This window comes from Yersinia ruckeri ATCC 29473, from assembly GCF_000754815.1.
GTDB classification, from domain to species: domain Bacteria; phylum Pseudomonadota; class Gammaproteobacteria; order Enterobacterales; family Enterobacteriaceae; genus Yersinia; species Yersinia ruckeri.
In genome coordinates, this window is sequence record NZ_KN150747.1 from 2,692,048 (window position 1) to 2,717,792 (window position 25,745).

Below are 25,745 nucleotides of genomic sequence, written 5' to 3' on the forward strand. Positions count from 1 at the left end.
ACCTTATGGGTATGCTGCCGCAAATTTATCTTTATATTGCGGGACATCAGTCAGAAGAAAGAATGACGGAGAAACTATGAGTTCATCCTGTATAGAAGACCTGAATATTCAAGAAAATCCGTGGTATCGCATTGTTCATGACATGCTGAGTCAGGCTGATATTGAAATCAATGGTTCACGACCTTTTGACATTCAGGTTAATAACCCTGACTTCTTTAAGCGCGTATTACAAGATGGCACGCTGGGGCTGGGCGAGAGTTATATGGATAAATGGTGGGAATGCGAACGACTGGATATATTCTTCCAGCGCGTGTTACAAGCCGGGCTGGAAAATAAGCTCCCCCACCATTTGAAAGATACATTACGTATCGCCGCCACCCGCCTGATCAATCTACAATCGAAAAAACGCGCCTGGATCGTTGGGAAAGAACATTATGATCTCGGCAATGACCTGTTTAGCAACATGCTCGATAGCCAAATGCAATATTCCTGCGGTTACTGGGACAACGCCAAAACCCTTGAACAGGCGCAGGAAAATAAACTGCGGATGATCTGCGAAAAACTGCAACTGGAACCCGGAATGAAATTGCTGGATATCGGCTGTGGTTGGGGGGGATTATCTGCCTATGCTGCGCGTCATTATGGCGTATCGGTTTACGGTGTCACCATTTCGGCTGAGCAGCAAAAACTGGCGCGCGAGCGCTGCGCTGGGCTAGATGTCACTATCTTATTGCAAGACTATCGGGATCTGAACGAACAGTTTGACCGCATTGTTTCTGTCGGCATGTTCGAGCACGTCGGGCCGAAAAACTACCACACCTATTTCGAGGTAGTGAAACATAATCTGAAACCTGATGGCCTTTTCCTGCTGCACACCATTGGTGCCAATCGAACCCATTCTCGCGTTGACCCGTGGATTAACCGATATATCTTCCCGAATGGCTGTCTGCCGTCAATTCGTCATATTGCCGAAGCCAGTGAATCACGTTTTGTCATGGAGGATTGGCATAATTTTGGCGCTGATTATGATCGCACATTGATGGCTTGGTATCAGCGATTCCGCGCCGCATGGCCAAGTTTATCAGAGAATTACTCCGAGCGTTTCGAACGGATGTTCAGTTATTACCTCAATGCTTGCGCTGGTGCTTTCCGTGCCAGAGATATTCAGCTGTGGCAAGTGTTGTTCAGCCCGCGCGGTGTTGACGGCGGAATGCGCGTGCCTCGTTAACCGGTCGAGCCGCAATAGTTAAAGGGATGCCATTCATTCATGGCATCCCTGTTGCTATTTTGCTCGCTATCTATTTCTCTATCGCTGTCGAAGTGATTGACAGGGTAAACAACGACAGCCGTTATCGGTTCGCCCGATCAATGCTGGCTTTTGGCAGCCAACTCACTCGCCAGCAGCCCGGCACTGCTGGCAATATCACGCTGGGCAAGCACGCGTTCAACCGTATCGACGACCGCCTGCGTCTGCGGATCGATTTCAATATTTACCGTCTGACCCAAACGTTTTTTGCCTAACGTGGTGCGCCCAAGCGTTTCTGGAATCAGATGCACGCAAAAGCGCTTGCCTTCCACTTCGCCAATGGTCAGGCTGATACCGTCAATCCCGATGAAACCTTTATGCAATACGTATTTCATCAGGTCTTCACTCGGCATCCGGAACCAGATTTGGCGATTGTTTTCCGACGTGTATATCTTGGCAATTTCAGCGGTACAAGCAATATGCCCGGACATCAAATGCCCGCCAATTTCATCGCTGAATTTTGCTGCACGTTCCAGATTGACCCAATCACCGACCTGAATATTACCGAGATTAGTAATACGCAGCGTTTCTTTAATCAAATCGAAACTCACCCGGTCACCGTCGATATGGGTCACGGTCAGGCAACAACCGTTATGAGCAACAGAAGCACCCAGCGCCAATTCAGGCAACATTTCGGGCGGGAATTGCAGCACATGAGTGCGAAAATTGGCTTTTTCATCAATGGCCACGACCGGCGCAGTGGCCTGAACAATACCGGTAAACATAGGCTATGCCTCTTATTCGTTATCTATTGCAAAGAGAAATCACACATTGACTCCAGTTTGCCTTAGATAATTGAGATAATAAAGAAAACCAAACCGTGAACGGTAAAAATCTATCGCGAGCGCTAGTCCGTTGATCCGCAGTGACAAATGATTGCTTAACCTCGAAGAGACGGTACAATATTGCCCGCCAAGGACGATAAATTATCATCTTAACCATTAGAGCCTATTTCCATTAGCGCTATTTTCTTTGCCGCATTGTCTCCGGTCAGGCTCATCCCTCACCTACCTCTGATAGGCTAAGGCTGTTCAGCGCTGTCCGTACTTAGACTGACCGCAACAAACATGCCAAATGGAAGAGGCAATTTAGCCCGTTTTATACCAACATGATTAGAAAGGTGTGTACTTGCAAAAGTATCTAACAGAAGCCCGCAGTTTATTAGCGCTGGCGATTCCCGTGGTTATTGCTTCGTTATCGCAGACGGCCATGGGCGTGGTCGATACCATTATGGCTGGCTCCGTCAGTGCCACAGATATGGCCGCCGTGGCTGTCGGTACGTCGATCTGGTTGCCCGTGATCCTGTTTGGTCACGGCCTATTGCTAGCATTGACGCCCACGGTCGCCCAACTGAACGGTTCCGGACGCCGCCCGCAAATTGCTCACCAAATTCGACAGGGTTTTTGGCTGGCGATCCTCTTATCCATATTGATTATGGTGATACTGTACAACAGTGACCAGGTCATCAACCAAATGCATAACATTGACCCGGTTCTGTCAGAAAAAGCGATCGGCTTCCTGCACGCCATTATGTGGGGTGCCCCGGGGTATCTGTGTTTTCAGGTGCTGCGCAATCAGTGCGAAGGCTTATCCAAAACCAAACCGGGCATGGTCATCGGCTTTCTTGGGCTGCTGGTCAATATTCCCATCAACTATATCTTTATCTACGGTAAATTTGGCGCGCCAGCATTAGGCGGCGTGGGTTGTGGTGTGGCAACCGCCAGTGTCTACTGGGTGATGTTCCTGATGATGCGTTGGTACGTCACGCAGGCGCGTTCGCAGCAGGATATCAAACTGGAAAAAGGCTTTGCACCACCCGACTGGAAAGTGATGAAGCGCCTGACCGGCCTAGGACTGCCGATCGCACTGGCACTATTCTTTGAAGTCACACTGTTTGCCGTGGTGGCACTGCTGGTTTCGCCATTAGGCATTGTGTCCGTTGCTGGCCATCAGATAGCCCTTAACTTCAGCTCATTGATGTTTATGTTACCGATGTCTCTGAGCGTCGCCGCAACCATCCGTGTAGGCCATCGTTTGGGTGAAGGTTCCGTGGCAGCGGCGCGGGTTTCCGCTTACACCTCTATCGCCGTTGGCCTAGGGAGTGCGGCTATTACCGCGATATTTACTGTGGTCTTCCGTGAGCAAATCGCCCTGTTGTACAACAAAACGCCGGAAGTCGTGACGATGGCGTCGCATTTAATGTTACTGGCGGCGGTTTATCAACTGTCTGATGCGGTGCAAGTTATCGGTGGCGGCGTGTTGCGTGGCTATAAAGATACTCGTTCCATCTTCTTTATTACCTTTACCTCATACTGGATTCTGGGTTTACCGAGTGGTTACATTCTGGCGCTGACCGATTATGTCGTACCAGCGATGGGGCCAAGTGGTTTCTGGATCGGTTTTATTATCGGCCTGACGGCGGCGGCAATCTTGATGACGCTGCGCATTCGCTGGCTGCAAAAACAATCTGCCGAGTTCATTTTGGGGCGAGCTGCACATTAATCGCTGACTACCATGATGATATTGGTTGGTTGAGCAGAAAAGGCCGCCGGCGTAACAGCTGCACCGACGGCCTTAAATTTGCCACTCAAGGTGGAGAAAAAAGCATCGCAATGAGCGAAAGCACAGCAATCGCGTGAAATTACAGATAAAATTGCGTTTTTCTCCTTGCCAGCAGGCAAGCACACCGTTAATATTCGTCCCCGCTGTCACCTTTGATGGCTGGCAGTAATCGATGCGTCCGTAGCTCAGTTGGTTAGAGCACCACCTTGACATGGTGGGGGTCGGTGGTTCGAGTCCACTCGGACGCACCATTCAAATATCCTACAGTGCGTCCGTAGCTCAGTTGGTTAGAGCACCACCTTGACATGGTGGGGGTCGGTGGTTCGAGTCCACTCGGACGCACCAGTCAAATATCCTACAGTGCGTCCGTAGCTCAGTTGGTTAGAGCACCACCTTGACATGGTGGGGGTCGGTGGTTCGAGTCCACTCGGACGCACCATTCAAATATCCTACAGTGCGTCCGTAGCTCAGTTGGTTAGAGCACCACCTTGACATGGTGGGGGTCGGTGGTTCGAGTCCACTCGGACGCACCAAATCTTGTTCTTCTCGTTTAACACCTCATGACTAGCGCCCAGCCCATCGCTTGCTGTTTATCTTGATTTCACTTATCAACACCCTGCTATCCTTGTGTTTAATCAAACTCACCACCGTTTCTCCCTCGCCCTACCGTCACCCACGGCACGCCAGCAGTATTATTTTATCTTTTGTCGTCACAAAAAATTTACACATCGTATGGACATCTGATCATTGTTGCGCAACAAAAACCATTTACCGCCGCAGTTTGCGCGACATTTACGCGATTTTTATCATTTCGGATGATGAGTTTTTGATTTTTATTTCATTTCCCGCCACTTACACCGTATAATACGAACCGTCGTTTCAGTTGAATGGTTTCAGCATCTTGATCTGTCGATACGCTAAAAAAATACAACTCCTCAATTGGCTGTCACAGACAGACCCAGCGCGAAGTCCTGCGCAAAAGTTTTCCGCTCGATCTATGCAACTGTCACCTATTCTTACTACTGTTTCGTTACACCAGAGATTACCCACATTCCGTTCCGTCAGCCTGGCTGGCGGATTCTTTCGCTTTTTATCCATCACAACTTGTAGAAAAATCCGTCATGAAAAAGACTAAAATTGTTTGTACTATCGGGCCAAAAACCGAATCTGAAGCTATGCTGACTAACCTGCTGAATGCAGGTATGAACGTCATGCGTTTAAACTTCTCTCACGGTGACTATGCAGAACACGGTCAACGTATTAAAAACATCCGTGCGGTTATGGAAAAAACCGGTCTGAAAGCCGCTATCCTGCTGGATACCAAAGGCCCGGAAATCCGCACCATGAAGCTGGAAGGCGGTAAAGACGTAGCGCTGGTTGCCGGTCAAACTTTCACTTTCACCACTGACCAAAGCGTCATCGGTAACAACCAAACCGTCGCTGTTACCTACGCAGGTTTCGCTGCTGACCTGAAAATCGGTAACACCGTGCTGGTTGATGACGGCTTGATCGGCATGGAAGTGACCGAAGTCACCGAAAACACCGTAGTCTGTAAAGTGCTGAACAACGGCGACCTGGGCGAAAACAAAGGCGTTAACCTGCCTGGCGTTTCTATCCAGTTGCCTGCTCTGGCAGAAAAAGACAAAGGCGATTTGATCTTTGGCTGTGAACAAGGTGTTGATTTCGTTGCTGCGTCCTTTATCCGTAAACGCTCTGATGTATTGGAAATTCGTGAACACCTGAAAGCACACGGTGGCGAGCATATCCAAATCATCTCCAAGATCGAAAACCAAGAAGGCCTGAATAATTTCGACGAAATTCTGGAAGCTTCTGACGGCATCATGGTTGCTCGTGGCGACTTAGGCGTTGAGATCCCAGTTGAAGAAGTGATCTTCGCGCAAAAAATGATGATCGAAAAATGTAACCGTGCACGTAAAGTGGTGATCACCGCCACCCAAATGCTCGACTCCATGATCAAAAACCCGCGCCCTACCCGTGCAGAAGCTGGCGACGTTGCTAACGCCATTTTAGATGGTACTGATGCGGTTATGCTATCTGGCGAAAGCGCCAAAGGTAAATATCCACTGGAATCCGTGACTATCATGGCGACCATCTGTGAACGTACCGATCGCGTGATGCCAAGCCGTATCGAATCCCTGAACGACAACCGTAAAATGCGGATCACCGAAGCGGTTTGCCGCGGTGCGGTTGAAACGGCAGAGAAACTGGGTGCACCGCTGGTTGTTGTGGCAACTCGCGGCGGCAAGTCAGCCAAATCTGTGCGTAAATACTTCCCGACTGCCACCATCCTGGCGCTAACAACCAATGAAGTAACTGCCCGTCAGTTAATCCTGACCAAAGGCGTAGTCCCTACTCTGGTGAAAGAAATTGCTTCTACCGATGATTTCTACCGCATTGGTAAAGAAGCGGCACTGGCGAGCGGTCTGGCTCAAAAAGGCGACGTGGTTATCATGGTTTCAGGTGCATTAGTCCCTAGCGGCACCACCAACACCTCTTCAGTACACGTGCTGTAAATCCAGCATCGCTTGTCCTGCTGATAATATTAGAACGCCGCTATTACTGCGGCGTTTTTCTTTTAACTTTCCCAATCAGACCTTCTCCAAAAAACATTTAATCCTCACTCGGTTTCTCAATGCTTGGCAAATAAGACTTGTCCCATGGAATACAGCGGTTTTGTTTTTATTTTTTAACGATTTTTTAAAACCAGATGCTTCTTTGAGCGAACGATCAAAATAAAGCTCATTAATATAAAAAAATTATTCTCTTTCGAAAAAAGTTTGTGTAATACTTATAACGCTACATGGAGATTAACTTAATCTAGAGGGTGTTATAATGAATCGTACTAAACTTGTACTGGGCGCGGTAATTCTGGCTTCTACTATGCTGGCTGGCTGTTCAAGCAATGCTAAAATTGATCAACTGTCTTCAGACGTTCAAACTCTGAACGCTAAAGTTGACCAACTGAGCAACGACGTGAACGCAATCCGTTCTGACGTTCAAGCAGCTAAAGACGATGCAGCACGTGCTAACCAACGTCTGGACAACCAAGCTCACGCTTACAAGAAGTAATATTACTTCAATGAAAAATGGCGCACATTGTGCGCCATTTTTTTTGCCCCGAATAACGCTATTCCCGCTTCTCCTATCAGACTCGCTCAGCTAAACATCCGCTTCACGTATGAAAGCCTCCTTGCTTTCATTTTGCCCAGCGCTGCGGGGGATAAACATTTTTATCTATTAGTTTGTTTCAGAATAGATCGGACCTGGCTGTACCAGTTTAGGTATTGTCTGTTCTTCGCTCTGAGAGGCTTCCAGTGGCGCTACAGCAGCAGGAGCCGCCTCAGTCTCTGCCATGCCTTTACTAACCAGTACCGGCATGCCAGAACGGCGTACAATTGCATTTTCAACCACTGCGGTATCCGTTTCACCGTTGGCCATAAAGGCTTTCACGCCAGCACTCAGCGCGATTGGCATGGTTTGCGGATCATCATTGTCCGAACGCGATAGCGGCTGGTGAACTTCCACATAGCGTTTACCGTCCGGTTCAACTGAATATTTGATCGGCTCATTGATAACCTGTACACGGGTGCCTTTCGGTACTGAACTGAACAGCGCTTGAATGTCATCAGGACGCAAACGGATACAACCTGAACTAACACGCATACCAATACCAAAGTTAGCGTTAGTACCGTGAATCAGATATTCACCGCCGCCAGCGGCCAAACGCATGGCAAACAGACCCATTGGGTTTTCTGGACCCGCTGGAACCACCGCTGGCAGGGTTACGCCCTGAGCCAGGTAGTGTTTACGAATATTCGCCGTTGGTGTCCAGGTTGGGTTCGGGATTTTCTGGCTAACCGACGTCGTCATGGTTGGGGTATTACGCCCTAACTGGCCGATACCGATCGGGTAAACGATAACTTTATCCTGGCCTTTCGGATAATAATAAAGGCGCAGTTCCGCCAAGTTAATGACGATACCCTCACGCGGGGTGTCAGGCAGCAACATTTGGGTTGGAATCGTCAGCACGGAACCCGGCTTAGGCAGATACGGATCGGTGCCTGGATTCGCTTCCAACATACCCAACAGACCGATTTTATAATCGGCAGCAATCGCCTCTAGAGGACGGCCATCATTTGGAACGGTAAAGGTGGTATTTTCACCAATAATACGGCTATTGGCAGGTGGCAGAGGATATTCTGTTGCATTGGCAGCAGTAATACTGCCAGCCATACAGGTAGCGAATAACATACCTATCAAAGTTAATGCACGTTTCATGCTTGGTTCCTACATCACTTCTTCAAATTCGGTTTATACCGCGAGTTAGCTAGCGTCATTTTTGCCTGAAAATCAGGCAAAACTATACTAACAGTAATGATTATAAAGGTAAATTATTTCTCTAAAAATCAAGGTGTTAGAAAGTAATTTTCTTCGCTGATTTCGCCCCTCCAACAAGATTTAACCTGCTGAAATTCCACCGTTTTAGTCCGGTAACACCTTACAAAATAATAATGATTTTTAAAAAAGTATGCAGACGATTAATATATTAATAAAGGTAGTTGAAAGGCGGCCAGGCCGCCTCAGATTGCTGACAAATCTAGACTGACGATCTCTTCTTCACCGCGGTGATCACATCGTCATTAAGGCCGAGATTCGGCGGTCGGTGACATGCGGGAAGCTCAATGGCTTACGACATCATCCAGCCATCACGGTAGTTTCCCTGGAATGGACGCTGTCGCCGCCGCCAAGATCAGATTCAGACTTGCTGGGCAGCTTTATTGCGAATAGCGCGGATCATCGCTTCCAGCCCCTGAGAACGGGATGGTGTCAAATGCTGGCTGAGGGCCAAATCGGCAAAGAATGGGCGAACATCCAGATCGATAATTTGCTGCGGTGTTAAATCCTGATACAAGATAAAGACCAAGGCCACCAAGCCTTTGACAATAGTGGCATCACTATCACCGGCAAACCGGACAATACCCTGATCGTCCAGCGTCATGCTAATCCACACCTGGCTTTGGCAGCCGCTGATCAAATTTTCCTGCTGACGCTGTTCAGCATTCAGCGGCGGTAACATCGCACCCAACTCAATCACATACAGATACTTCTCTTCCCAGTTATGGCAGCGGGAAAAATTACGTATCAATTTTTGTTTATCTGGCAGCGTGGCCATCGGCGTGTCCTAATGCTGAAAAAAAGTAAAGCCGACCATAAAAATAGCCAGCTTTGATAACGATAATCACCCTAACGGGCTAATCTCCTAGCCTAGCAAACGCTTGACTCGCTGTAACCCCGCCACCAAACGATCAATTTCGTCACGGCTGGTGTAAATGGCCAGCGAAGCTCGGCACATGCTCGGCACGCCGTAGTGGCTCATCAATGGCATGGCACAGTGGTGGCCGGTGCGAATGGCAATGCCGTACTGATCGAGAAAACTCCCCACGTCAAAAGCATGATGCGGCGTGAGATTAAAAGCAATCACGCCGGCGCGGGAAGCAGGACCATACATCACCAGCCCGTCAACCTGTCGCAAAGCCTCAACGGCATAGGCCATCAATTGCTGCTCATAACTCTGGATCGTGTCCAGCCCCAGCTCACTGACATAGGTCATCGCGGCACCCAATCCGATGATGCCAGCGGTATTGGGTGAACCGGCTTCAAAACGCCCCGGCGCATCGGCATAAGTAGTACCGTCGGTCAGGCTGACGGTTTTAATCATCGCCCCACCGCCTTCCCACGGCGGCATTTTCTGCAACAATTCGGTTTTACCGTACAGAATACCGATGCCGCTTGGACCATAAAGTTTGTGACCGGAGAACGCATAAAAATCGCAGCCTAATTGCTGCACATCGATCGCCTGATGCATCACCGCCTGCGCGCCATCCACCAGCACTACCAACCCGGCAGCTTTTGCCGTCTTCACACTCTGTTCGATCGGGTTAACCGTGCCGAGAACGTTAGAAATATGAGTGATAGCCAGTAAACGGGTAGAAGTATCGATCAACTGCGGCAGAACGTCAGGATCCAGATCGCCGCTTTCCGTGATCGGCCAAACGCGAATTTCAATCCCACGTTCTTGCGCCAACATCTGCCAAGGAACGATATTGGCATGATGCTCCATCTCGGTAATGATGATGTTGTCACCGGCGCGTAGGAAATGTCGGCCATAACTGTTCGCCACCAGATTGATGGCCTCAGTGGTGCCCTTAACAAACACGATTTCCTCGGCAGAAGCAGCATTGATAAAAGCCGCCGCCTGACTCCGTACCGCTTCCATGCTTTGGGTTGCTTCAGCACTCAGAGTATGAATCCCCCGATGCACCGCCGCATAGCCGCTACGGTAGAAATCCAGCTCGCGATCGATCACCGCCTGCGGTTTCTGCGCGCTGGCGGCGCTGTCCAGATAGGCCAACGGCTGGCCATTGACTTGACGGCTCAGTAGTGGGAAATCGGCACGAATGCGTTGCAGAGGATAACTCATAACTGCTCTCCGACTAGACGATCGGCGATCCGCTCCATCACTCGTTGGCGAATAATGTCGTTACCAATGGCTTCGGTCAGTTCAGCAGCGAAAGCAAAAATAATCATTTGCTGGGCATCGGCCTGACTGATACCGCGAGATTGCAGATAAAACAGTTGCTCAGCATCAATGCGGCCAACGGTCGCGCCGTGGCTACACTTCACATCATCCGCATAGATTTCCAACTGCGGTCGGGTATCCACCTCCGCCAGTTTACTCAACAACAGATTATTGTTGGTCATCTGACCGTCGGTTTTCAGCGCGTGCTGCGCCACTTTAATCATTCCGTTAAACACCGCTTTTCCGCGTTCGCGTACCACCGTTTTATGTAACTGACGGCTTTGGCAATACCCTTTGTTATGTTCCAGATAGGTGCGGGTATCGCACACTTCCCGCCCCACTGGCAGCAGCAGGCTATTGATCGACAATGTGGCACCCTCGCCATTGAGCTGGGTACTGGTATGATGTCGCGTCAGACCCGCACCGAGCAGGAAACTGGTGCTGCTAGCACGGGCATCGCGCCCCATCACTATATCGTTATGGGCAAAGTGGTCACTTTGCGGAGTTTCAAACGCCAGTTTACAGTGGGTTAGCTGAGCATTATCACCGACAGAAACCGTCAGACGCGCGCCGGTAAAATGAGGCAAATCATTCAAACTGACATAATGTTCAACCACATCAGCCTGCGTGTTGGCTTCCAGCACCAAATGATGGCGATAATGACTGGTATTCACCACTTCGCCGGCGTCACCGGAGCTGATATGCAGTAAATACAGCGGCTTATTGCCGTGCTGACCCGCAGCTAGACGTATCAACGTGACTTCCTGTGCCAGACTTTCGGTCAGATGCAGGAAAACTTCACTCTGTACCGGAGTGGGCAACGACGCATCCGCCGTCATCGTTGTCACTTGATACCATCCGCATTCGGCATCACTGAGCTCCGGAACATAACGGCCATCAATAAATACCAGCCGATAAGCATCCAGCGGCAGCGCCAGTGCGGCTAGCTGTTCCGAGCTAACCTGCGCGTCGGCATAAGCAAAGCGCTGATCCAGCAGGCGATCGAGCGGCGTGTATTTCCAGTCTTCCTGTTTCTGCGTCGGAAAACCCAACCGCTGAACCTGCTGCCAATGATTGTCAGTTCGCAGACTCGCGGTGTTTTGCGCAACCAATTGGCCGAGCTGTTGCAATGCCGCCGCACTTTTCGGATGCGCTTGATTACTGTTGGTCGGTAAGCCAGCCATAGCCTTGCTCCTCCAACTGTTTCACCAGCGAGAAGTCACCGGACTTGATGATTTTGCCCTGATACAACACATGGACAAAATCGGGCTTAACATAATCCAGAATACGCTGGTAATGAGTCACAATAATAAAGGCGCGTTTTTCATTACGCAGAGAGTTCACCCCATTCGCCACAATTTTCAGCGCATCAATATCCAAACCGGAGTCGGTTTCATCCAGAATGCACAGATCCGGCTCCAACGCGGCCATTTGCAAGATATCATTGCGTTTCTTCTCACCGCCGGAAAAACCGACGTTAACCGAGCGCGTCAGCAAATCTTCCGGCATTTGCAGCAGTGCGATTTTTTCTTCAATAAAATCAGCGAAATCAAAACGATCCAATGGCTCCTGTGCGCGGTATTTGCGCACCGCATTGACCGCGGTTTGCAGGAAGAAATGGTTACTCACACCGGGAATTTCTACCGGATACTGGAACGCCAGAAACACCCCTTCACCGGCACGGGCTTCGGGATCGAGATCCAGCAAATTTTTACCCTTAAAAATCACTTCACCATCAGTGACATCATATTCTTCACGGCCTGCCAACGTCGCGGACAAGGTACTTTTCCCTGAACCGTTCGGTCCCATAATGGCGTGAACCTCGCCGGGCTTGATGTCCAGATCCAGACCTTTAAGGATTTCATTACCTTCTACGCTGACTGTCAAATTCTTGATGCTTAACATGCTGTTTCCTCTATGCGCCATAGCGCAACGCGATGCGGTGCAGTTGCCACGGGATTAACCCACGCTGTGTTCCAGGCTGATGGCGAGCAATTTTTGTGCTTCAACGGCGAATTCCAACGGTAACTCTGAGAACACATCTTTACAGAATCCGTTGACAATCATCGAGATCGCATCGTCTTCGCTGATCCCGCGTTGCAGGCAGTAAAACAATTGGTCATCGCCAATCTTCGAGGTAGTGGCTTCATGTTCCAACTGGGCCGTATTATTCCGCACTTCCACATAAGGGAAGGTATGCGCACCGGAATCAGAGCCAATCAGCATCGAATCACACTGGGTAAAGTTGCGGGCATTTTCCGCGCTCGGCAGGATTTTCACCAACCCACGGTAAGTATTCTGGCTGTGGCCGGCCGAAATCCCTTTGGCAATAATGGTTGATTTGGTGTTTTTGCCGATATGGATCATTTTGGTGCCGGTATCTGCCTGTTGGTAACCATTGGTCAAGGCAACAGAGAAGAATTCGCCAATAGAATTGTCACCTTGCAGAATCACACTCGGATACTTCCAAGTGATCGCAGAACCGGTTTCCGATTGGGTCCAGGACATTTTTGACCCTTCCCCTTCACAGAGTGCCCGTTTGGTGACGAAGTTGAGAATGCCGCCGGTGCTGGCCGTTCCGGCAAACCAATTTTGTACCGTAGAATATTTCACTTCTGCATTTTTATGCAGAATCACTTCGACCACCGCCGCATGTAACTGATAAGTATCCCGTACTGGTGCCGAACAGCCTTCGATATAACTGACGTAACTGCCTTCATCGGCAATCAGGATGGTGCGCTCGAATTGACCGGTTTTCGCGGCATTAATGCGGAAATAGGTCGATAATTCCATCGGGCAGCGTACACCTTTGGGTACATACACAAAGGTGCCGTCGGAAGCCACGGCGGCATTGAGAGCGGCGAAGAAGTTATCTTTAGCTGGCACCACAGAACCCAGGTACTTGCGTACCAGATCTGGATACTCCTGAATGGCTTCGCCAAAAGAACAGAAGATAATTCCCTGCTCTGCCAGTTTTCCCCGATAGGTCGTAGCAACGGAAACGGAGTCGAAGATCGCATCAACTGCCACTTCAGCACCTTCGCGAACTGGCACCCCTAACTGGGCAAAAGCCGATTCCACTTCTGCGGTCAGATAATCATTAGCCGCAGTGCTCAGGCCTTCGCCATCGGTAGGCTGTTGTACCGCACCAGGCTGTGAGCCACAGCTCTCATCGCAACTGCCGCAAGATGGCGCAGAATAATAGCTATAATCCTGATAATCCAAGCTTTGATAATGGGCTTTCAGCCAATGCGGTTCTTCCATCTCCAGCCAACTTCGGTACGCACCGAGACGGAATTCCAGCATCCACTCAGGTTCGTTACGTTTGGCTGAAATAGCCCGCACCACGTCCTCGTTAATGCCTTTCGCTAACTCATCGGTCGCCAACTGGGTGAAAAAACCCTCCTTGTAACCGCCATCACTGACCCAAGCCTGAACATCATCTGGAACTTCTACCTTGCTTCGTGTCATTTCGTTCACATCACTCAAACGCCAAAACTCTCGCCACACCCGCAGGCATGTTGGGCTTTAGGGTTATTAAATTTAAATATCTGGTTCAGCCCTTCGCGGACATAATCCACTTCTGTCCCATCAATAAACGGCATTGCTTTTAATGGCACATATAATCTGGCTTCGCCGTGTTCGAACACCAGATCGTCATTGGCGGAGGATTTCGCCATCTCCATCACGTAGGCAAATCCAGCACAGCCGGATTGCTTAATTCCCAGATACAACCCTTTAATATCCGGATCTTGCTGCATCAATCGGGTAATTTGTGCGGCGGCGCTGTCAGTCATCGTCACCCCCAGCCAATCATTATCAGTGAGGGAAAATGTTCCAACTGTATCCTGTTGCATATGACCTACCTTATCTTTCTCAACAACTTTATTTGTTGTCATTATGCTGCTTGAACCCGAGGCGGCGTCAACACAGATTGCTCACAATGGTAGTGATAATAATTATCACTTCAACCGTTTGTTTTACAGGGATATTCAGAACCGTGCCTTTTTGACCTCGGATGAGGCGGCTACAGATGACGCACGCCACGATGGCCAGAGAGATCGGAGGAGAACTGCACAATATTATCATTATGAAATAACTCAATATATTTCACAATAATCGCTGAAAAACCCTGCTTTATCAGCGGCTAATTTCCCTCCGCTTCTGATAATTTTAAACATTCATAGGAAATACCTATTTCTACGCTAACTTTAGCCGAAAATCAGCCTTGAAGGAAAATTCTACGGTAAAAAGTTGCCGAGATGACCTCGCCGAATAGGGCCGAAATAGCCTAAAAACTGAATCAGGGAAAGTCTAATGCGCGCAGATTAGAAAAGATTCGGAACCCGATCAACAGGTTCCGATAGCGTGGTCGTAGCGTATTCAGCAACGCCCACTAGGCCGACGGTTAACCGCCGATAATTGAAGTCGTGAGGCGGGAAGTACAGCAAAGCTTACCACTGGCATCAAAAATATCGATTTGCCAGACCTGATGACTACGGCCGGCATGAATCGCCCGGCATACGCCGCGAACCTCACCTTCACGCACGGCCCGCAGATGATTGGCATTGATTTCCAACCCCACCACCTGTTGGGTCCCTTCAGTACACAAATAGCCCGCCATCGATCCCAGAGACTCGGCCAGCACCACCGATGCACCGCCGTGCAAGAGGCCAAACGGCTGTTTGGTTCGTGCATCAACCGGCATGGTTCCCTCAATCGTCTCATCGGTCAGCGCAGTAATGTTGATCCCGAGATGAGACACCATGCAACCGTGAGCCACATTATTCAGATCTGCCAGTGTAGCGGCGCGTTTCCAAAGCATTAGACGATCTCCAAAAGAGCCTGTAAGGGATGTTTTAGGCTATTTCCTTCCAGCCGTTTTACCTGACTACGGCACGAATAGCCGGTAGCCAAGCAGCGTTCCTGCGGTAATTTCTGCAAGGCCTGTTGCCAGGACAGCGCATAGATTCCTCGTGAGTTATCTTGATTTTTTGCTTCATGACCATAAGTGCCGGCCATACCGCAGCAACCAACGCTCACATTTTCCAACTGCGCACCATAACGGGAGAAAATCCCGGCCCACTGCTGGCTGCTGGTAGGCAATGCGGTACTTTCAGTACAGTGGCCAAACAGATACCACGGCTCACCACTGACCGGCTGCGCGGACTGTCCCGGCAATGGCAGACCCGGCAATACCGCGTGCAGCCATTCATGCACTAATTGCACACTGAAATCGCCGCGACGATCGCCCAAAATTTCTTTATATTCATCGCGATAACACAGCACTAATGCCGGATCAACGCCCACCAGCGGCATCCCCAACAACGAAATGCGATTGAGGAACTCTGCGGTTTTACCGGCTGTTTTGGCAAAGCGCTGCAAGAATCCTTTAATGTGCTGGGCCTTCCCATTGGGTGAAAATGGCAATAACACCGGATTAAAGCCCAGCCGTTCTACCAACCGAACAAAATCGGCCACCACCTGCGCGTCGTAGTAGCTGGTAAAAGGATCTTGCACGATCAATACATGCTGACCACGTTCCTGCGCGTCCAGTTGCTCTAACTGTTCCAACGTCATGGTACTGGCATAGTGCCCGGATAACGTCTGTTTGAGCGTTGGAACCGACAGCAGCGGCAGATCGACCATGCCAATACTGCGGCGACTCAGCTCATGAACCCATGGCTGTTTAAAGAAAAAGTTGAATAGCTTCGGCGCTTGCGCCATTAACGGAGTGTAACTCTCCACGCCAGCCACCACATAATCTCGCAACGGGCGGTGGTAACGCGTGTGATAAAGTTGCAAAAAGCGTGAGCGGAAGCTCGGCACATCAATTTTGATCGGACATTGAGTTGAACAGGCCTTACACGCCAGACAGCCAGACATCGCTTCTTTTACTTCGTGCGAGAAATCGTAGTCGCCCTGATACGCCCGCCAGCTATTGCGGGTTTTCTCGATCAAACCACGCAAGCTGGGGCGGCGGTTTGCCAACCCTTCTTCCAGCGTCAACGGATCGACGCCCTGCTCACTTAGCAGACGTAACCACTCCCGCACCAGCGCTGCACGCCCTTTCGGGGAATGCATCCGGTTAGCACTCATTTTCATCGATGGGCACATCGGGCTACGAACATCGAAATTAAAGCACAGACCGTTGCCGTTACATTCCATCGCACCACGAAATGAGCGACGGACATTAAGTGGAATTTGTCGATCCAGCACACCACGCTTGGCCGGAGTATCCACTTTCATCATCGGCGCATCGCTATCAAGAGGAGAACAAATCTTACCGGGATTCAAACGATTGCGCGGATCAAATGCTGATTTGATGCGCCGTAGCTCGTGGTACAACTGTTCGCCGAAGAAATCTGGGCTGTATTCCGCACGAAAACCTTTCCCGTGTTCTCCCCACAGCAAGCCACCGTAACGAGCCGTCAGCTCCACGACCTGATCAGATAATTGCTTCATCAGCACTTCCTGCTGTGGATCGCACATATCCAGCGCCGGACGCACATGCAATACGCCAGCGTCAACGTGCCCAAACATGCCGTAACTCAAGTTATGGCTATCAAGCAACTGACGGAACTCGACAATATAATCTGCTAAATGTTGTGGCGGAACACAGGTATCTTCAGCAAAAGGAATCGGTTTAGCCTGACCTTTACTGTTACCAAGCAAACCCACGGCCTTTTTACGCATCCCATAAATACGTTCAATATCAGCCAGATTCTCACAAATTTGATAGCCAATTACGCCGCCCTGTTGGGCTGACATCAAATCGTCCAAACGTTGGCACAGCGCCGCCATTTGCCCATCGATCAAAACCTGATCGTCTCCGGCAAATTCGACAATATTCAGACCCAGCAACGTATGATTCGGCACATCGGTAATCAGCTCTTTAACCGAATGCCAGACAATATCCTCTTTGGCCAGATTCAATACTTTGGAATCAACGGTTTCCACCGATAACGCTTTGGCTGCCACCATAAAAGGCGCATTACGCAAGGCGGAATCAAAGGAATCATATTTAACATTGACCAACCGCCGCACTTTAGGCAGCGGCGTGATATCCAGGGTGGCTTCGGTGATAAACGCCAGCGTACCTTCAGCACCACACAGGATGCGCGTAAGATCAAACATGTCCAGATTATCGTTAAAAACATGACGCAAATCGTAACCGGTCAGAAAACGGTTCAATTTGGGGAATTTTTCTAGAATCAATGTTCGATTATCGCGGCAACTGTTGAATACGCTGTGATAAATACGGCCAACCGCTGATGCTTCCTGCGCCAATATTTCGGCCTGCTCGATTGGCATCGGGCGGGTATCCAACAACTCGCCGCCCAATAATACCGCCCGCAGACCCAATACATGATCGGACGTTTTGCCATACACCAGCGACCCCTGACCTGACGCATCGGTATTAATCATGCCGCCGAGCGTGGCGCGATTACTGGTAGAGAGTTCAGGAGAGAAAAAGTAACCGAAGGGGCGCAAATATTGGTTAAGCTGGTCTTTAATCACACCGGCTTCGACTCGTACCCAGCCTTGCTCCAGATTGATATCCAAAATACGCTGCATATAGCGCGACATATCCACCACGATACCGGTATTGAGAGATTGTCCATTGGTACCGGTACCACCGCCGCGCGGAGCCAAGATGAGCGACTGGAATCTTTCCTCATCGGCCAGACGGCCAATCAGGATCACATCCGCCGTTGAGCGAGGAAACACCACCGCATCGGGCAACAGTTGATAAATACTGTTATCCGTCGCCATCGTCAGGCGATCGGCATAACCAGCGGTAGTATCACCGGTAAAACCGTTGTGCTTCAATGCATCCAAAAAGTCCAGCACTGGCTGATTGATGCCTGCGGTCTGTGTTATCTGTGGGATCACTATGGTTGACCCTATCTAGTTGTTTTAATACGCGTCCATTCGCCACACATCCCTATTGCAACTCACGAACACACGTACTCCAGTGGCTGAAAGGTTAGCCGCTAGTTATCATGGTTGTCGACTGATTTATGACAATTCAGGATGATGAGAATGACTTGAGCAATAGTGGGGAGGAATAGAATAATAAGTGATTAATGATCAAAATATTATATTGCCCTTTTTATCCGCGCCAATAGCCGGTGTACCCAAGGTTTTGCCGCTAAGCGGCAGGTCTTTATACGGTTCCATCAATTAATCTGTCACACGACCTTGCCTTTTCTATCCGTTATTTCAGATGAAACTTGCCGATCCCATCAGTAAAAACACTATGAATCTGTTCAATCACACAGAAATGCACCATGATTAGGGCGTCCGCTAATACCAAGGCAACCTTGCCATGAATATTGAAACGAGAACTCGCAGATGAATTACCCGCAGCAACACCGCTATGATTTACCCAAACTGATATTTGGGGTGATATTCATCCTGACAATGATCATCGCCTGTTTTTGGGTGGTTCAACCTTTTATTATGGGTTTCGCTTGGGCGGGAATGGTGGTTATCGCAACCTGGCCATTGCTGATTAAATTACAAGCCGTACTTTGGGGACGTCGTTCACTTGCAGTGATAATAATGACGCTATTATTAGTTCTGCTATTTGTTATTCCGATTGCATTATTGGTTAGCAGTCTGGTGGAGAACAGTGCACCGCTGATTAAATCGGCCAGCAGCCCCGCCAACCTGCAAATTCCTGAAGCCGCATGGCTAAAATCCATTCCAATGATCGGCGATAAACTCTATAGCAGTTGGCACACCTTGCTTGCCGGTGGCGGCAAAGTGCTGATAGCAAAAGTTCAACCTTATGTTGGTGAAACAGCAACTTGGTTTGTCGCACAGGCGGCACATATCGGCCGTTTTCTGCTACATCTGGCCTTAATGGTACTGTTCAGCGTTCTGCTGTATTTCCGGGGCGAAAGCGTGGCTCAGGGGATCCGTCATTTTGCCATTCGTCTGGCTGATCAACGTGGCGATGCCGCGGTGGTACTGGCGGCTCAATCCATTCGTGCCGTCGCCCTCGGCGTAGTGGTCACTGCGCTGGTTCAGGGAATTCTGGGCGGTATCGGTTTAGCCATTGCTGGTATTCCTTATGCCATGTTATTGACCGTGGTGATGTTCGTCTGCTGCGTTGCGCAGCTCGGCCCGTTGCTGGTATTGATTCCTGCGGTGATCTGGCTGTACTGGAGCGGCGACAATACTTTCGGTACGTTGCTGTTGGTGTGGAGTTGCATCGTGGGTACTTTGGATGGTGTGCTACGTCCAGCGCTGATTCGCATGGGTGCCGATCTGCCAATGGTGCTGATTTTGTCCGGCGTGATCGGTGGCCTGCTGTCCTTCGGTATGATTGGCTTGTTTATCGGCCCGGTAGTATTGGCCGTATCCTACCGGCTGATTGCAGCCTGGATTCACGAAGCGCCTGAACCCGAAGAGAATATCGCCGAGGCCGCCAAACATCTTGATGAACTGTAAATAATCGCGTGCTCGTCAGTGATACTGGCGAGCCATTACCCAATCATATTATCCACCATGAAAAATAAGCCAGACACCACGTGAGTCTACCGCCGCTCATTCGCCCCGTTGATATCAATCTAGTATTAAATCGTGATTGTCATTAAGTATAAAAGCGCCCACACTCTTCCATTTAGTTACTGATAAACAACTCTTTTTATTAGGATGATTCTTAATGACTAACTAACAGAATGAATTTAAGATTATTATTAATCAACGCTTCGTTTCAGACAGCTAAATAAGTCTTAATATTATTTTTCCTCGTCAGTCACGAATACCTAATTGCTGTGTGTAGTCTTTGCCTATCGCCTATGATGGGCTTTTTTTTATCTGCTGATATTAAATAAGCTGACTTTTCACTACCTGCCTAATATTCCCAAGCCAAAACAATTTGCCCGCTGTCAAAGGATAATAAAAAATCCGCAACCTGCGCTGCGGATTTCAGAGCATTCCCAATCCACTGGATTGATTAGCCTTTAATCGCCTGCCCCAGACTCATCCAGGTTTGCACTACGGTATCTGGGTTCAATGACAAGCTATCAATCCCCTGCTCCATTAGCCATAGCGCAAAATCTTCGTGATCAGAAGGCCCTTGACCACAAATGCCCACATACTTACCCTGACGCTTGGCCGCTTGAATCGCCATCGACAGTAAGGCTTTTACCGCCTCGTTACGCTCATCAAACAACGAAGAAACCACACCAGAATCCCGATCCAGCCCCAATGTCAACTGCGTCATATCATTGGAGCCAATAGAGAAACCGTCAAAGTGTTCGAGGAATTGATCGGCCAGTAAGGCATTAGACGGAATTTCACACATCATAATGATTTTCAGGCCATTTTCACCACGTTTCAGCCCTTGCCGCGCCAATTCGGCCACCACCGCTTCAGCCTGTTCCACGGTACGCACAAACGGCACCATCACTTCAACGTTGGTTAATCCCATCTCATTACGCACCCGCTTAACCGCCTCACACTCAAGAGCGAAGCAAGCACGGAAACTGTCAGAAACATAACGACCGGCGCCACGGAAGCCCAGCATCGGGTTCTCTTCGTGAGGCTCATAGGCTGCGCCGCCAACCAAATTGGCATATTCATTGGATTTGAAATCGGACAGCCGCACAATCACGCGTTTTGGCCAGAAAGCCGCCGCCAGAGTCGAAATACCTTCCGTCAGACGACCAACGTAGAACTCAACCGGATCATCAAAACCGTGCATCAGCGTCTTGATTTCAGCCTGCAAGGCCGGTTCCTGTTGGTCAAACTCCAATAAGGCTCGGGGATGGACGCCAATCATACGGTTGATAATAAACTCCAACCGTGCCAGACCAACGCCTTCATTAGGCAGGCGAGCAAAATCAAAAGCCCGATCCGGGTTGCCAACATTCATCATGATTTTCAGCGGCAAGGTGGGTAATTCGGTGACTGCGGAGCTTTGCACCGAGAAGTCCAGCAGATCCTGATACACATAGCCGGTATCGCCTTCAGCGCAGGAAACGGTCACTTTCTGGCCTTCACGCAGAAGATCCGTCGCATTACCACAACCCACCACCGCCGGAATCCCCAGCTCACGGGCGATGATCGCCGCATGGCAAGTTCGGCCACCACGGTTGGTCACAATCGCTGCCGCTTTCTTCATGATCGGTTCCCAATCAGGATCGGTCATATCGGTTACCAAGACATCACCAGGCTGAATGCGATCCATCTCGCTAATGTCATGGATCACTTTTACCGGACCCGCACCAATACGATGGCCGATAGCTCGCCCCTCGACCAGCACATCACTCTGATTGTTCAGCAGGTAACGTTCCATCACCTGCTCATTGGAACGAACGGTTTCCGGACGGGCCTGCACGATAAACAGCTTGCCGGTATGGCCGTCTTTGGCCCACTCAATATCCATCGGACGGCCATAATGCTGTTCAATCAGTAAAGCCTGATGAGCCAGCGCCTCCACTTCTTTATCGCTGAGAGCGAAACGATTGCGTAACGCCTCTGGCACATCTTCAATACACACCTGTTTGCCGTGCTCCTGATTGTCGGCATACACCATGCGAATCTTCTTCGAACCCATATTACGCCGCACAATAGCCGGCTTGCCGTTACGCAATGTCGGTTTATGCACATAAAACTCGTCAGGATTGACCGCTCCCTGCACCACCATTTCACCCAATCCGTGCGCGGCGGTAATAAACACCACCTGATCAAAGCCGGATTCGGTATCAATGGTAAACATTACGCCCGCAGAAGCCAGATCCGAACGTACCATGCGCTGAACACCGGCAGACAGCGCAACGCCGCGGTGATCGTATCCCTGATGAACTCGGTAAGAAATGGCACGATCGTTAAACAACGAGGCAAATACGTGTTTAATCGCCACCATAACCGCCTCAATGCCCTGAACGTTTAGGAACGTTTCTTGCTGACCGGCAAAAGAAGCATCTGGCATATCTTCCGCTGTCGCCGACGAACGCACGGCAAAAGAAGCCTCCGGCTCACCATCGGCCAATTGTTGATAAGCTTCATGAATGGCTTGTTCAAACTCTGGATGGAATGGCGTATCAATAATCCATTGACGAATCTGGGCACCAGCGCTGGACAACTGTGCGATATCATCCACATCCGTATTATCCAACAAAGTATAAATACGTTGATTAACGCCACTTTGCTCAAGAAAGTCGTTAAACGCCTGTGCAGTAGTGGCAAATCCGTTGGGAACAGACACACCCAGTTCGGAAAGATGGGTAATCATTTCACCCAGGGAGGCATTTTTACCGCCCACACGGTCAACATCGTGCATACCAAGCTGGTTGTACCAAAGCACATTACGCAAGGTTCGGCCATTGTTCGACATCTAAACAATCCTTTTAACATTCGGTAGGGTACGGAATAAAAGTTGTTTTTGCTGTTAAACAGCAGGCATCAGCCTAGCACAATGCGCCCCAGGCGATGGACAGGTGAATCGATCAAGCCAACACAAAAAGTTTTTTTCGCCGCAATTTTATGGCAATGGCTTTACCAAAATAGCGAATAAGGCAAACTGTGGCTCTGATTGCAGCACCTGCCAGAATTAATTGCATAAAATTATTCTTAATATGAATATAAAGGAGTCAGGGTGGAAAGAAGCGTATTTTATATTTCGGACGGTACCGCGATTACAGCCGAAGTGTTAGGCCATGCCGTGTTGTCACAATTTCCGGTCAAAGCCACCACCTTCACGCTACCTTTTGTGGAAAGTGCTGAACGCGCCCAAACCGTTTGCCAGCAAATTAACGATATCTATCAATCTACTGGCGTGCGGCCACTGGTGTTTTACTCGATTATTTCGGCAGAAGTCCGCGACGTAATCCAGCAAAGCGCCGGTTTTTGTCAGGATATCGTGCAATCGTTGGTCGCCCCGTTGCAGGATGAATTAGGCATCGCCCCGCAACCCGTACTCAATCGAACCCACGGCCTGACCGCAAGTAACCTGAGCAAATACGATGCCCGGATCGCTGCCATTGATTACGCGCTGGCTCACGATGACGGCATTTCGCTGCGTAATCTCGATCAGGCTCAGGTCATCCTACTGGGTGTCTCCCGCTGCGGTAAAACCCCCACCAGCCTGTATCTGGCCATGCAGTTTGGCATCCGCGCCGCTAACTACCCATTTATTGCCGACGATATGGATAACTTACAGTTGCCCGCCGCGCTAAAACCCTTCCAACATAAACTATTCGGTCTAACCATTAATCCCGAGCGTTTAGCCGCGATCCGCGAAGAACGGCGGGAAAATAGCCGTTACGCCTCATTACGCCAGTGCCGAATGGAAGTCGGCGAAGTAGAAGCCTTATTCCGCAAAAATCAAATTCGCTATCTGAATTCCACCAATTATTCCGTGGAAGAGATTTCCACTAAAATTCTCGATATTTTAGGGATGAGCCGCCGAATGTTTTAAAGGTGTATTCACATCATTGATTGATACTCATTAATTCTATATAAATTCTATTAATCACCTCTGCGACGGTTGAATTCATCTGATTTTGGTTTATTGTGATCGCCATCACTTCCCGGTATTCCTGCCGCAGAGAAGAACATTTTTAGAGATTATCCATGCACAAAACAGATGAACTGCGGACCGCGCGCATCGATAGCCTGATTACGCCACAACAACTGGCGGATAAGTTGCCTATCTCTTCCGAGGTTGCCAATAACGTGACAGCGTCACGAAAACGCATCGAAAAAATCTTGACCGGTGAAGACCGACGTCTGCTGGTGATTGTCGGCCCCTGCTCTATCCATGATTTAGACGCCGCCCTAGATTACGCCAACCGTCTGAATATCCTGCGGGAACGTTATGCCGATCGGTTGGAAATCGTCATGCGCACCTATTTTGAGAAACCGCGCACGGTTGTAGGGTGGAAAGGCATGATTTCCGACCCGGCACTGGACGGCTCCTGCCAAGTCAATCTGGGCATCGAATTGGCGCGTAAACTATTACTGAAAGTCAATGAATTGGGATTGCCGACCGCAACCGAATTCCTAGATATGGTGACCGGGCAGTATATTGCCGACCTAATCAGTTGGGGCGCTATCGGCGCGCGCACCACGGAAAGTCAGATTCATCGGGAAATGGCATCGGCACTATCTTGCCCGGTCGGTTTCAAAAATGGAACCGACGGCAATACCCGCATCGCTATTGATGCCATCCGTGCAGCGCAAGCCAGCCATATGTTCCTGTCACCAGACAAAACTGGTCAGATGACGATTTACCAGACCAGCGGCAACCCCTACGGCCACATTATCATGCGCGGTGGCAAACAACCCAACTACGGCGCAGCGGATATTGCTGCCGCCTGTGACAGCCTGCGCGAACTCGATTTGCCTGAGCATCTGGTGGTGGACTTCAGCCACGGCAACTGCCAGAAAATGCACCGTCGCCAATTGGAAGTGGCGGAAGATATCGGTCAGCAAATCCGCGCTGGTTCCACCGCCATTGTCGGCGTGATGGCAGAAAGTTTCCTGGTTGAAGGCACACAGAAAATTATTGCCGGTCAACCACTCACTTATGGTCAATCCATTACCGATCCTTGTCTCAACTGGACAGATACCGCACACCTGTTGGCTATCCTTAACGATGCCGTGAATTCCCGCTTCTGATCAGTCTCTGTTCAGGCGACTGACAAACCTCGACCACCTTGTCATTAAGATCGGTTTATTATTTGTATCTGTTTTCTTTCGCCTTCAGGTGCCAAACGGCACCTGAAGGGCTCCTTGCTCACAGAGTCAGCGCCCCTTCCTCTCTCCTTCCCCCCCACAATTACCCTACTTGTTAAATTAATTGGTCTATTCGGTGACTTATTCATCTCGCTAGATTTGGTTATTATTTTGTCTGTGATTTTTTATGTTTATAATTAATAGGATAGAATCCTCTTGCCGAATAACTGAAAAAGTTATCAATAATCATTTTTTACTTGATGTAACCCTTCATTCACATGATAATACTTATCAAACTGATAACTATTCCTGTTTAAACAATGAATAACTCTGCATACAGTGATTTATATCCGGCAGCCATCTGCGGCGCAGAAGACTCTGCCCTGCCCACGGAACAGCCCGTTTGCATTAATAGCGATCAACTACTCGGTAGACATGGACTCGTCATTATCAATCATCAGGGACAATTTTATCAGCTACGACAAACCAAGGCTGGCAAGTTGATATTAACCAAATAATCCGTATCCCTTCAGATACTTTTAGCAAGCCACCCAGATCTCCCGATCGAGGCAGCCAGCA

At 49.5% G+C, this 25,745-nt stretch carries 19 protein-coding genes, 4 tRNA genes and 1 other RNA gene; 13 read left to right on the forward strand and 11 right to left on the reverse strand.

Going from position 1 to position 25,745, the window contains the following annotated elements:
* Positions 1-76: 76 nt before the first annotated feature.
* On the forward strand, positions 77-1,228 hold the full coding sequence (cfa, locus tag DJ39_RS11960; RefSeq protein WP_004717642.1) for a cyclopropane fatty acyl phospholipid synthase: 1,152 nt from the start codon (positions 77-79) through the stop codon (positions 1,226-1,228).
* A 137-nt stretch (positions 1,229-1,365) separates the two neighbouring features.
* On the opposite strand, the gene DJ39_RS11965 is transcribed toward cfa, so the two are convergent.
* Positions 1,366-2,031, reverse strand: a complete 666-nt coding sequence (locus DJ39_RS11965; RefSeq protein ID WP_004717645.1) for a riboflavin synthase — start codon at positions 2,029-2,031, stop codon at positions 1,366-1,368.
* A gap of 403 nt (positions 2,032-2,434) precedes the next feature.
* Here DJ39_RS11965 and DJ39_RS11970 point away from each other — a divergent pair, with 403 nt between their 5' ends.
* From DJ39_RS11970 to DJ39_RS12005, 7 genes are all read left to right on the forward strand, one after another.
* On the forward strand, positions 2,435-3,808 hold the full coding sequence (locus DJ39_RS11970; RefSeq protein ID WP_038251401.1) for an MATE family efflux transporter: 1,374 nt from the start codon (positions 2,435-2,437) through the stop codon (positions 3,806-3,808).
* Between the two features lie 234 nt (positions 3,809-4,042).
* Positions 4,043-4,119: transfer RNA gene (locus DJ39_RS11980), tRNA-Val, on the forward strand.
* Positions 4,120-4,136: 17 nt separating this feature from the next.
* Positions 4,137-4,213, forward strand: a tRNA-Val gene (locus DJ39_RS11985).
* Positions 4,214-4,230: 17 nt separating this feature from the next.
* Positions 4,231-4,307: transfer RNA gene (locus DJ39_RS11990), tRNA-Val, on the forward strand.
* A 17-nt stretch (positions 4,308-4,324) separates the two neighbouring features.
* A tRNA-Val gene (locus DJ39_RS11995) sits at positions 4,325-4,401 on the forward strand.
* A 588-nt stretch (positions 4,402-4,989) separates the two neighbouring features.
* Positions 4,990-6,402, forward strand: a complete 1,413-nt coding sequence (gene pykF, locus DJ39_RS12000) for a pyruvate kinase PykF (protein WP_004717649.1) — start codon at positions 4,990-4,992, stop codon at positions 6,400-6,402.
* Positions 6,403-6,721: 319 nt separating this feature from the next.
* On the forward strand, positions 6,722-6,958 hold the full coding sequence (locus DJ39_RS12005; protein WP_005165631.1) for a major outer membrane lipoprotein: 237 nt from the start codon (positions 6,722-6,724) through the stop codon (positions 6,956-6,958).
* 168 nt (positions 6,959-7,126) lie between these two features.
* On the opposite strand, the gene DJ39_RS12010 is transcribed toward DJ39_RS12005, so the two are convergent.
* The 9 genes from DJ39_RS12010 to ydiJ all read right to left on the reverse strand — a co-directional run bounded on the left by DJ39_RS12010 (position 7,127) and on the right by ydiJ (position 18,365).
* Positions 7,127-8,167: a L,D-transpeptidase family protein gene (locus tag DJ39_RS12010; RefSeq protein WP_004717652.1), complete on the reverse strand. Its 1,041-nt coding sequence runs from the start codon at positions 8,165-8,167 to the stop codon at positions 7,127-7,129.
* A gap of 478 nt (positions 8,168-8,645) precedes the next feature.
* On the reverse strand, positions 8,646-9,062 hold the full coding sequence (sufE, locus tag DJ39_RS12015) for a cysteine desulfuration protein SufE (RefSeq protein ID WP_004717654.1): 417 nt from the start codon (positions 9,060-9,062) through the stop codon (positions 8,646-8,648).
* An 87-nt stretch (positions 9,063-9,149) separates the two neighbouring features.
* Positions 9,150-10,370 carry a cysteine desulfurase SufS gene (gene sufS, locus DJ39_RS12020; protein ID WP_038251405.1) on the reverse strand — a complete coding sequence of 407 codons (1,221 nt, stop codon included), beginning with the start codon at positions 10,368-10,370 and terminating at the stop codon, positions 9,150-9,152.
* Positions 10,367-11,653 carry a Fe-S cluster assembly protein SufD gene (sufD, locus tag DJ39_RS12025; protein ID WP_038251407.1) on the reverse strand — a complete coding sequence of 429 codons (1,287 nt, stop codon included), beginning with the start codon at positions 11,651-11,653 and terminating at the stop codon, positions 10,367-10,369. The genes sufS and sufD overlap by 4 nt, the downstream gene beginning before the upstream one ends.
* On the reverse strand, positions 11,628-12,374 hold the full coding sequence (gene sufC / locus DJ39_RS12030) for a Fe-S cluster assembly ATPase SufC (protein WP_004717660.1): 747 nt from the start codon (positions 12,372-12,374) through the stop codon (positions 11,628-11,630). The genes sufD and sufC overlap by 26 nt, the downstream gene beginning before the upstream one ends.
* A gap of 54 nt (positions 12,375-12,428) precedes the next feature.
* Positions 12,429-13,940 carry a Fe-S cluster assembly protein SufB gene (sufB, locus tag DJ39_RS12035; RefSeq protein WP_038242773.1) on the reverse strand — a complete coding sequence of 504 codons (1,512 nt, stop codon included), beginning with the start codon at positions 13,938-13,940 and terminating at the stop codon, positions 12,429-12,431.
* Positions 13,941-13,954: 14 nt separating this feature from the next.
* Complete coding sequence (sufA, locus tag DJ39_RS12040) at positions 13,955-14,326, reverse strand: Fe-S cluster assembly scaffold SufA (protein WP_038242672.1); 372 nt, start codon at positions 14,324-14,326, stop codon at positions 13,955-13,957.
* 551 nt (positions 14,327-14,877) lie between these two features.
* A complete protein-coding gene (locus DJ39_RS12045; protein WP_038242673.1) occupies positions 14,878-15,294 on the reverse strand; it encodes a hotdog fold thioesterase in 417 nt (138 codons plus the stop codon).
* A complete protein-coding gene (ydiJ, locus tag DJ39_RS12050) occupies positions 15,294-18,365 on the reverse strand; it encodes a D-2-hydroxyglutarate dehydrogenase YdiJ (RefSeq protein ID WP_004717668.1) in 3,072 nt (1,023 codons plus the stop codon). The genes DJ39_RS12045 and ydiJ overlap by 1 nt, the downstream gene beginning before the upstream one ends.
* A 462-nt stretch (positions 18,366-18,827) precedes the next feature.
* On the opposite strand from ydiJ, the gene ydiK reads away from it, so the two are divergent.
* Positions 18,828-19,931 (forward strand): AI-2E family transporter YdiK, encoded by a 1,104-nt coding sequence (ydiK, locus tag DJ39_RS12055; protein ID WP_004717670.1) that lies wholly within the window; start codon positions 18,828-18,830, stop codon positions 19,929-19,931.
* A gap of 267 nt (positions 19,932-20,198) precedes the next feature.
* Positions 20,199-20,300, forward strand: an RNA gene (gene rprA, locus DJ39_RS17525) — antisense sRNA RprA.
* A gap of 139 nt (positions 20,301-20,439) precedes the next feature.
* Here rprA and ppsA read toward each other — a convergent pair.
* Complete coding sequence (ppsA, locus tag DJ39_RS12060; RefSeq protein WP_004717672.1) at positions 20,440-22,824, reverse strand: phosphoenolpyruvate synthase; 2,385 nt, start codon at positions 22,822-22,824, stop codon at positions 20,440-20,442.
* A gap of 261 nt (positions 22,825-23,085) precedes the next feature.
* Between ppsA and ppsR the strand changes: the two genes are divergently transcribed.
* From ppsR to hemP, 3 genes are all read left to right on the forward strand, one after another.
* Positions 23,086-23,907, forward strand: a complete 822-nt coding sequence (ppsR, locus tag DJ39_RS12065) for a posphoenolpyruvate synthetase regulatory kinase/phosphorylase PpsR (protein ID WP_004717676.1) — start codon at positions 23,086-23,088, stop codon at positions 23,905-23,907.
* A 155-nt stretch (positions 23,908-24,062) separates the two neighbouring features.
* Positions 24,063-25,109, forward strand: coding sequence for a 3-deoxy-7-phosphoheptulonate synthase (locus tag DJ39_RS12070; RefSeq protein WP_004717678.1), 1,047 nt, complete (start codon positions 24,063-24,065; stop codon positions 25,107-25,109).
* Between the two features lie 377 nt (positions 25,110-25,486).
* Positions 25,487-25,684 carry a hemin uptake protein HemP gene (gene hemP / locus DJ39_RS17530; protein WP_004717680.1) on the forward strand — a complete coding sequence of 66 codons (198 nt, stop codon included), beginning with the start codon at positions 25,487-25,489 and terminating at the stop codon, positions 25,682-25,684.
* Positions 25,685-25,745 lie beyond the last annotated feature (61 nt).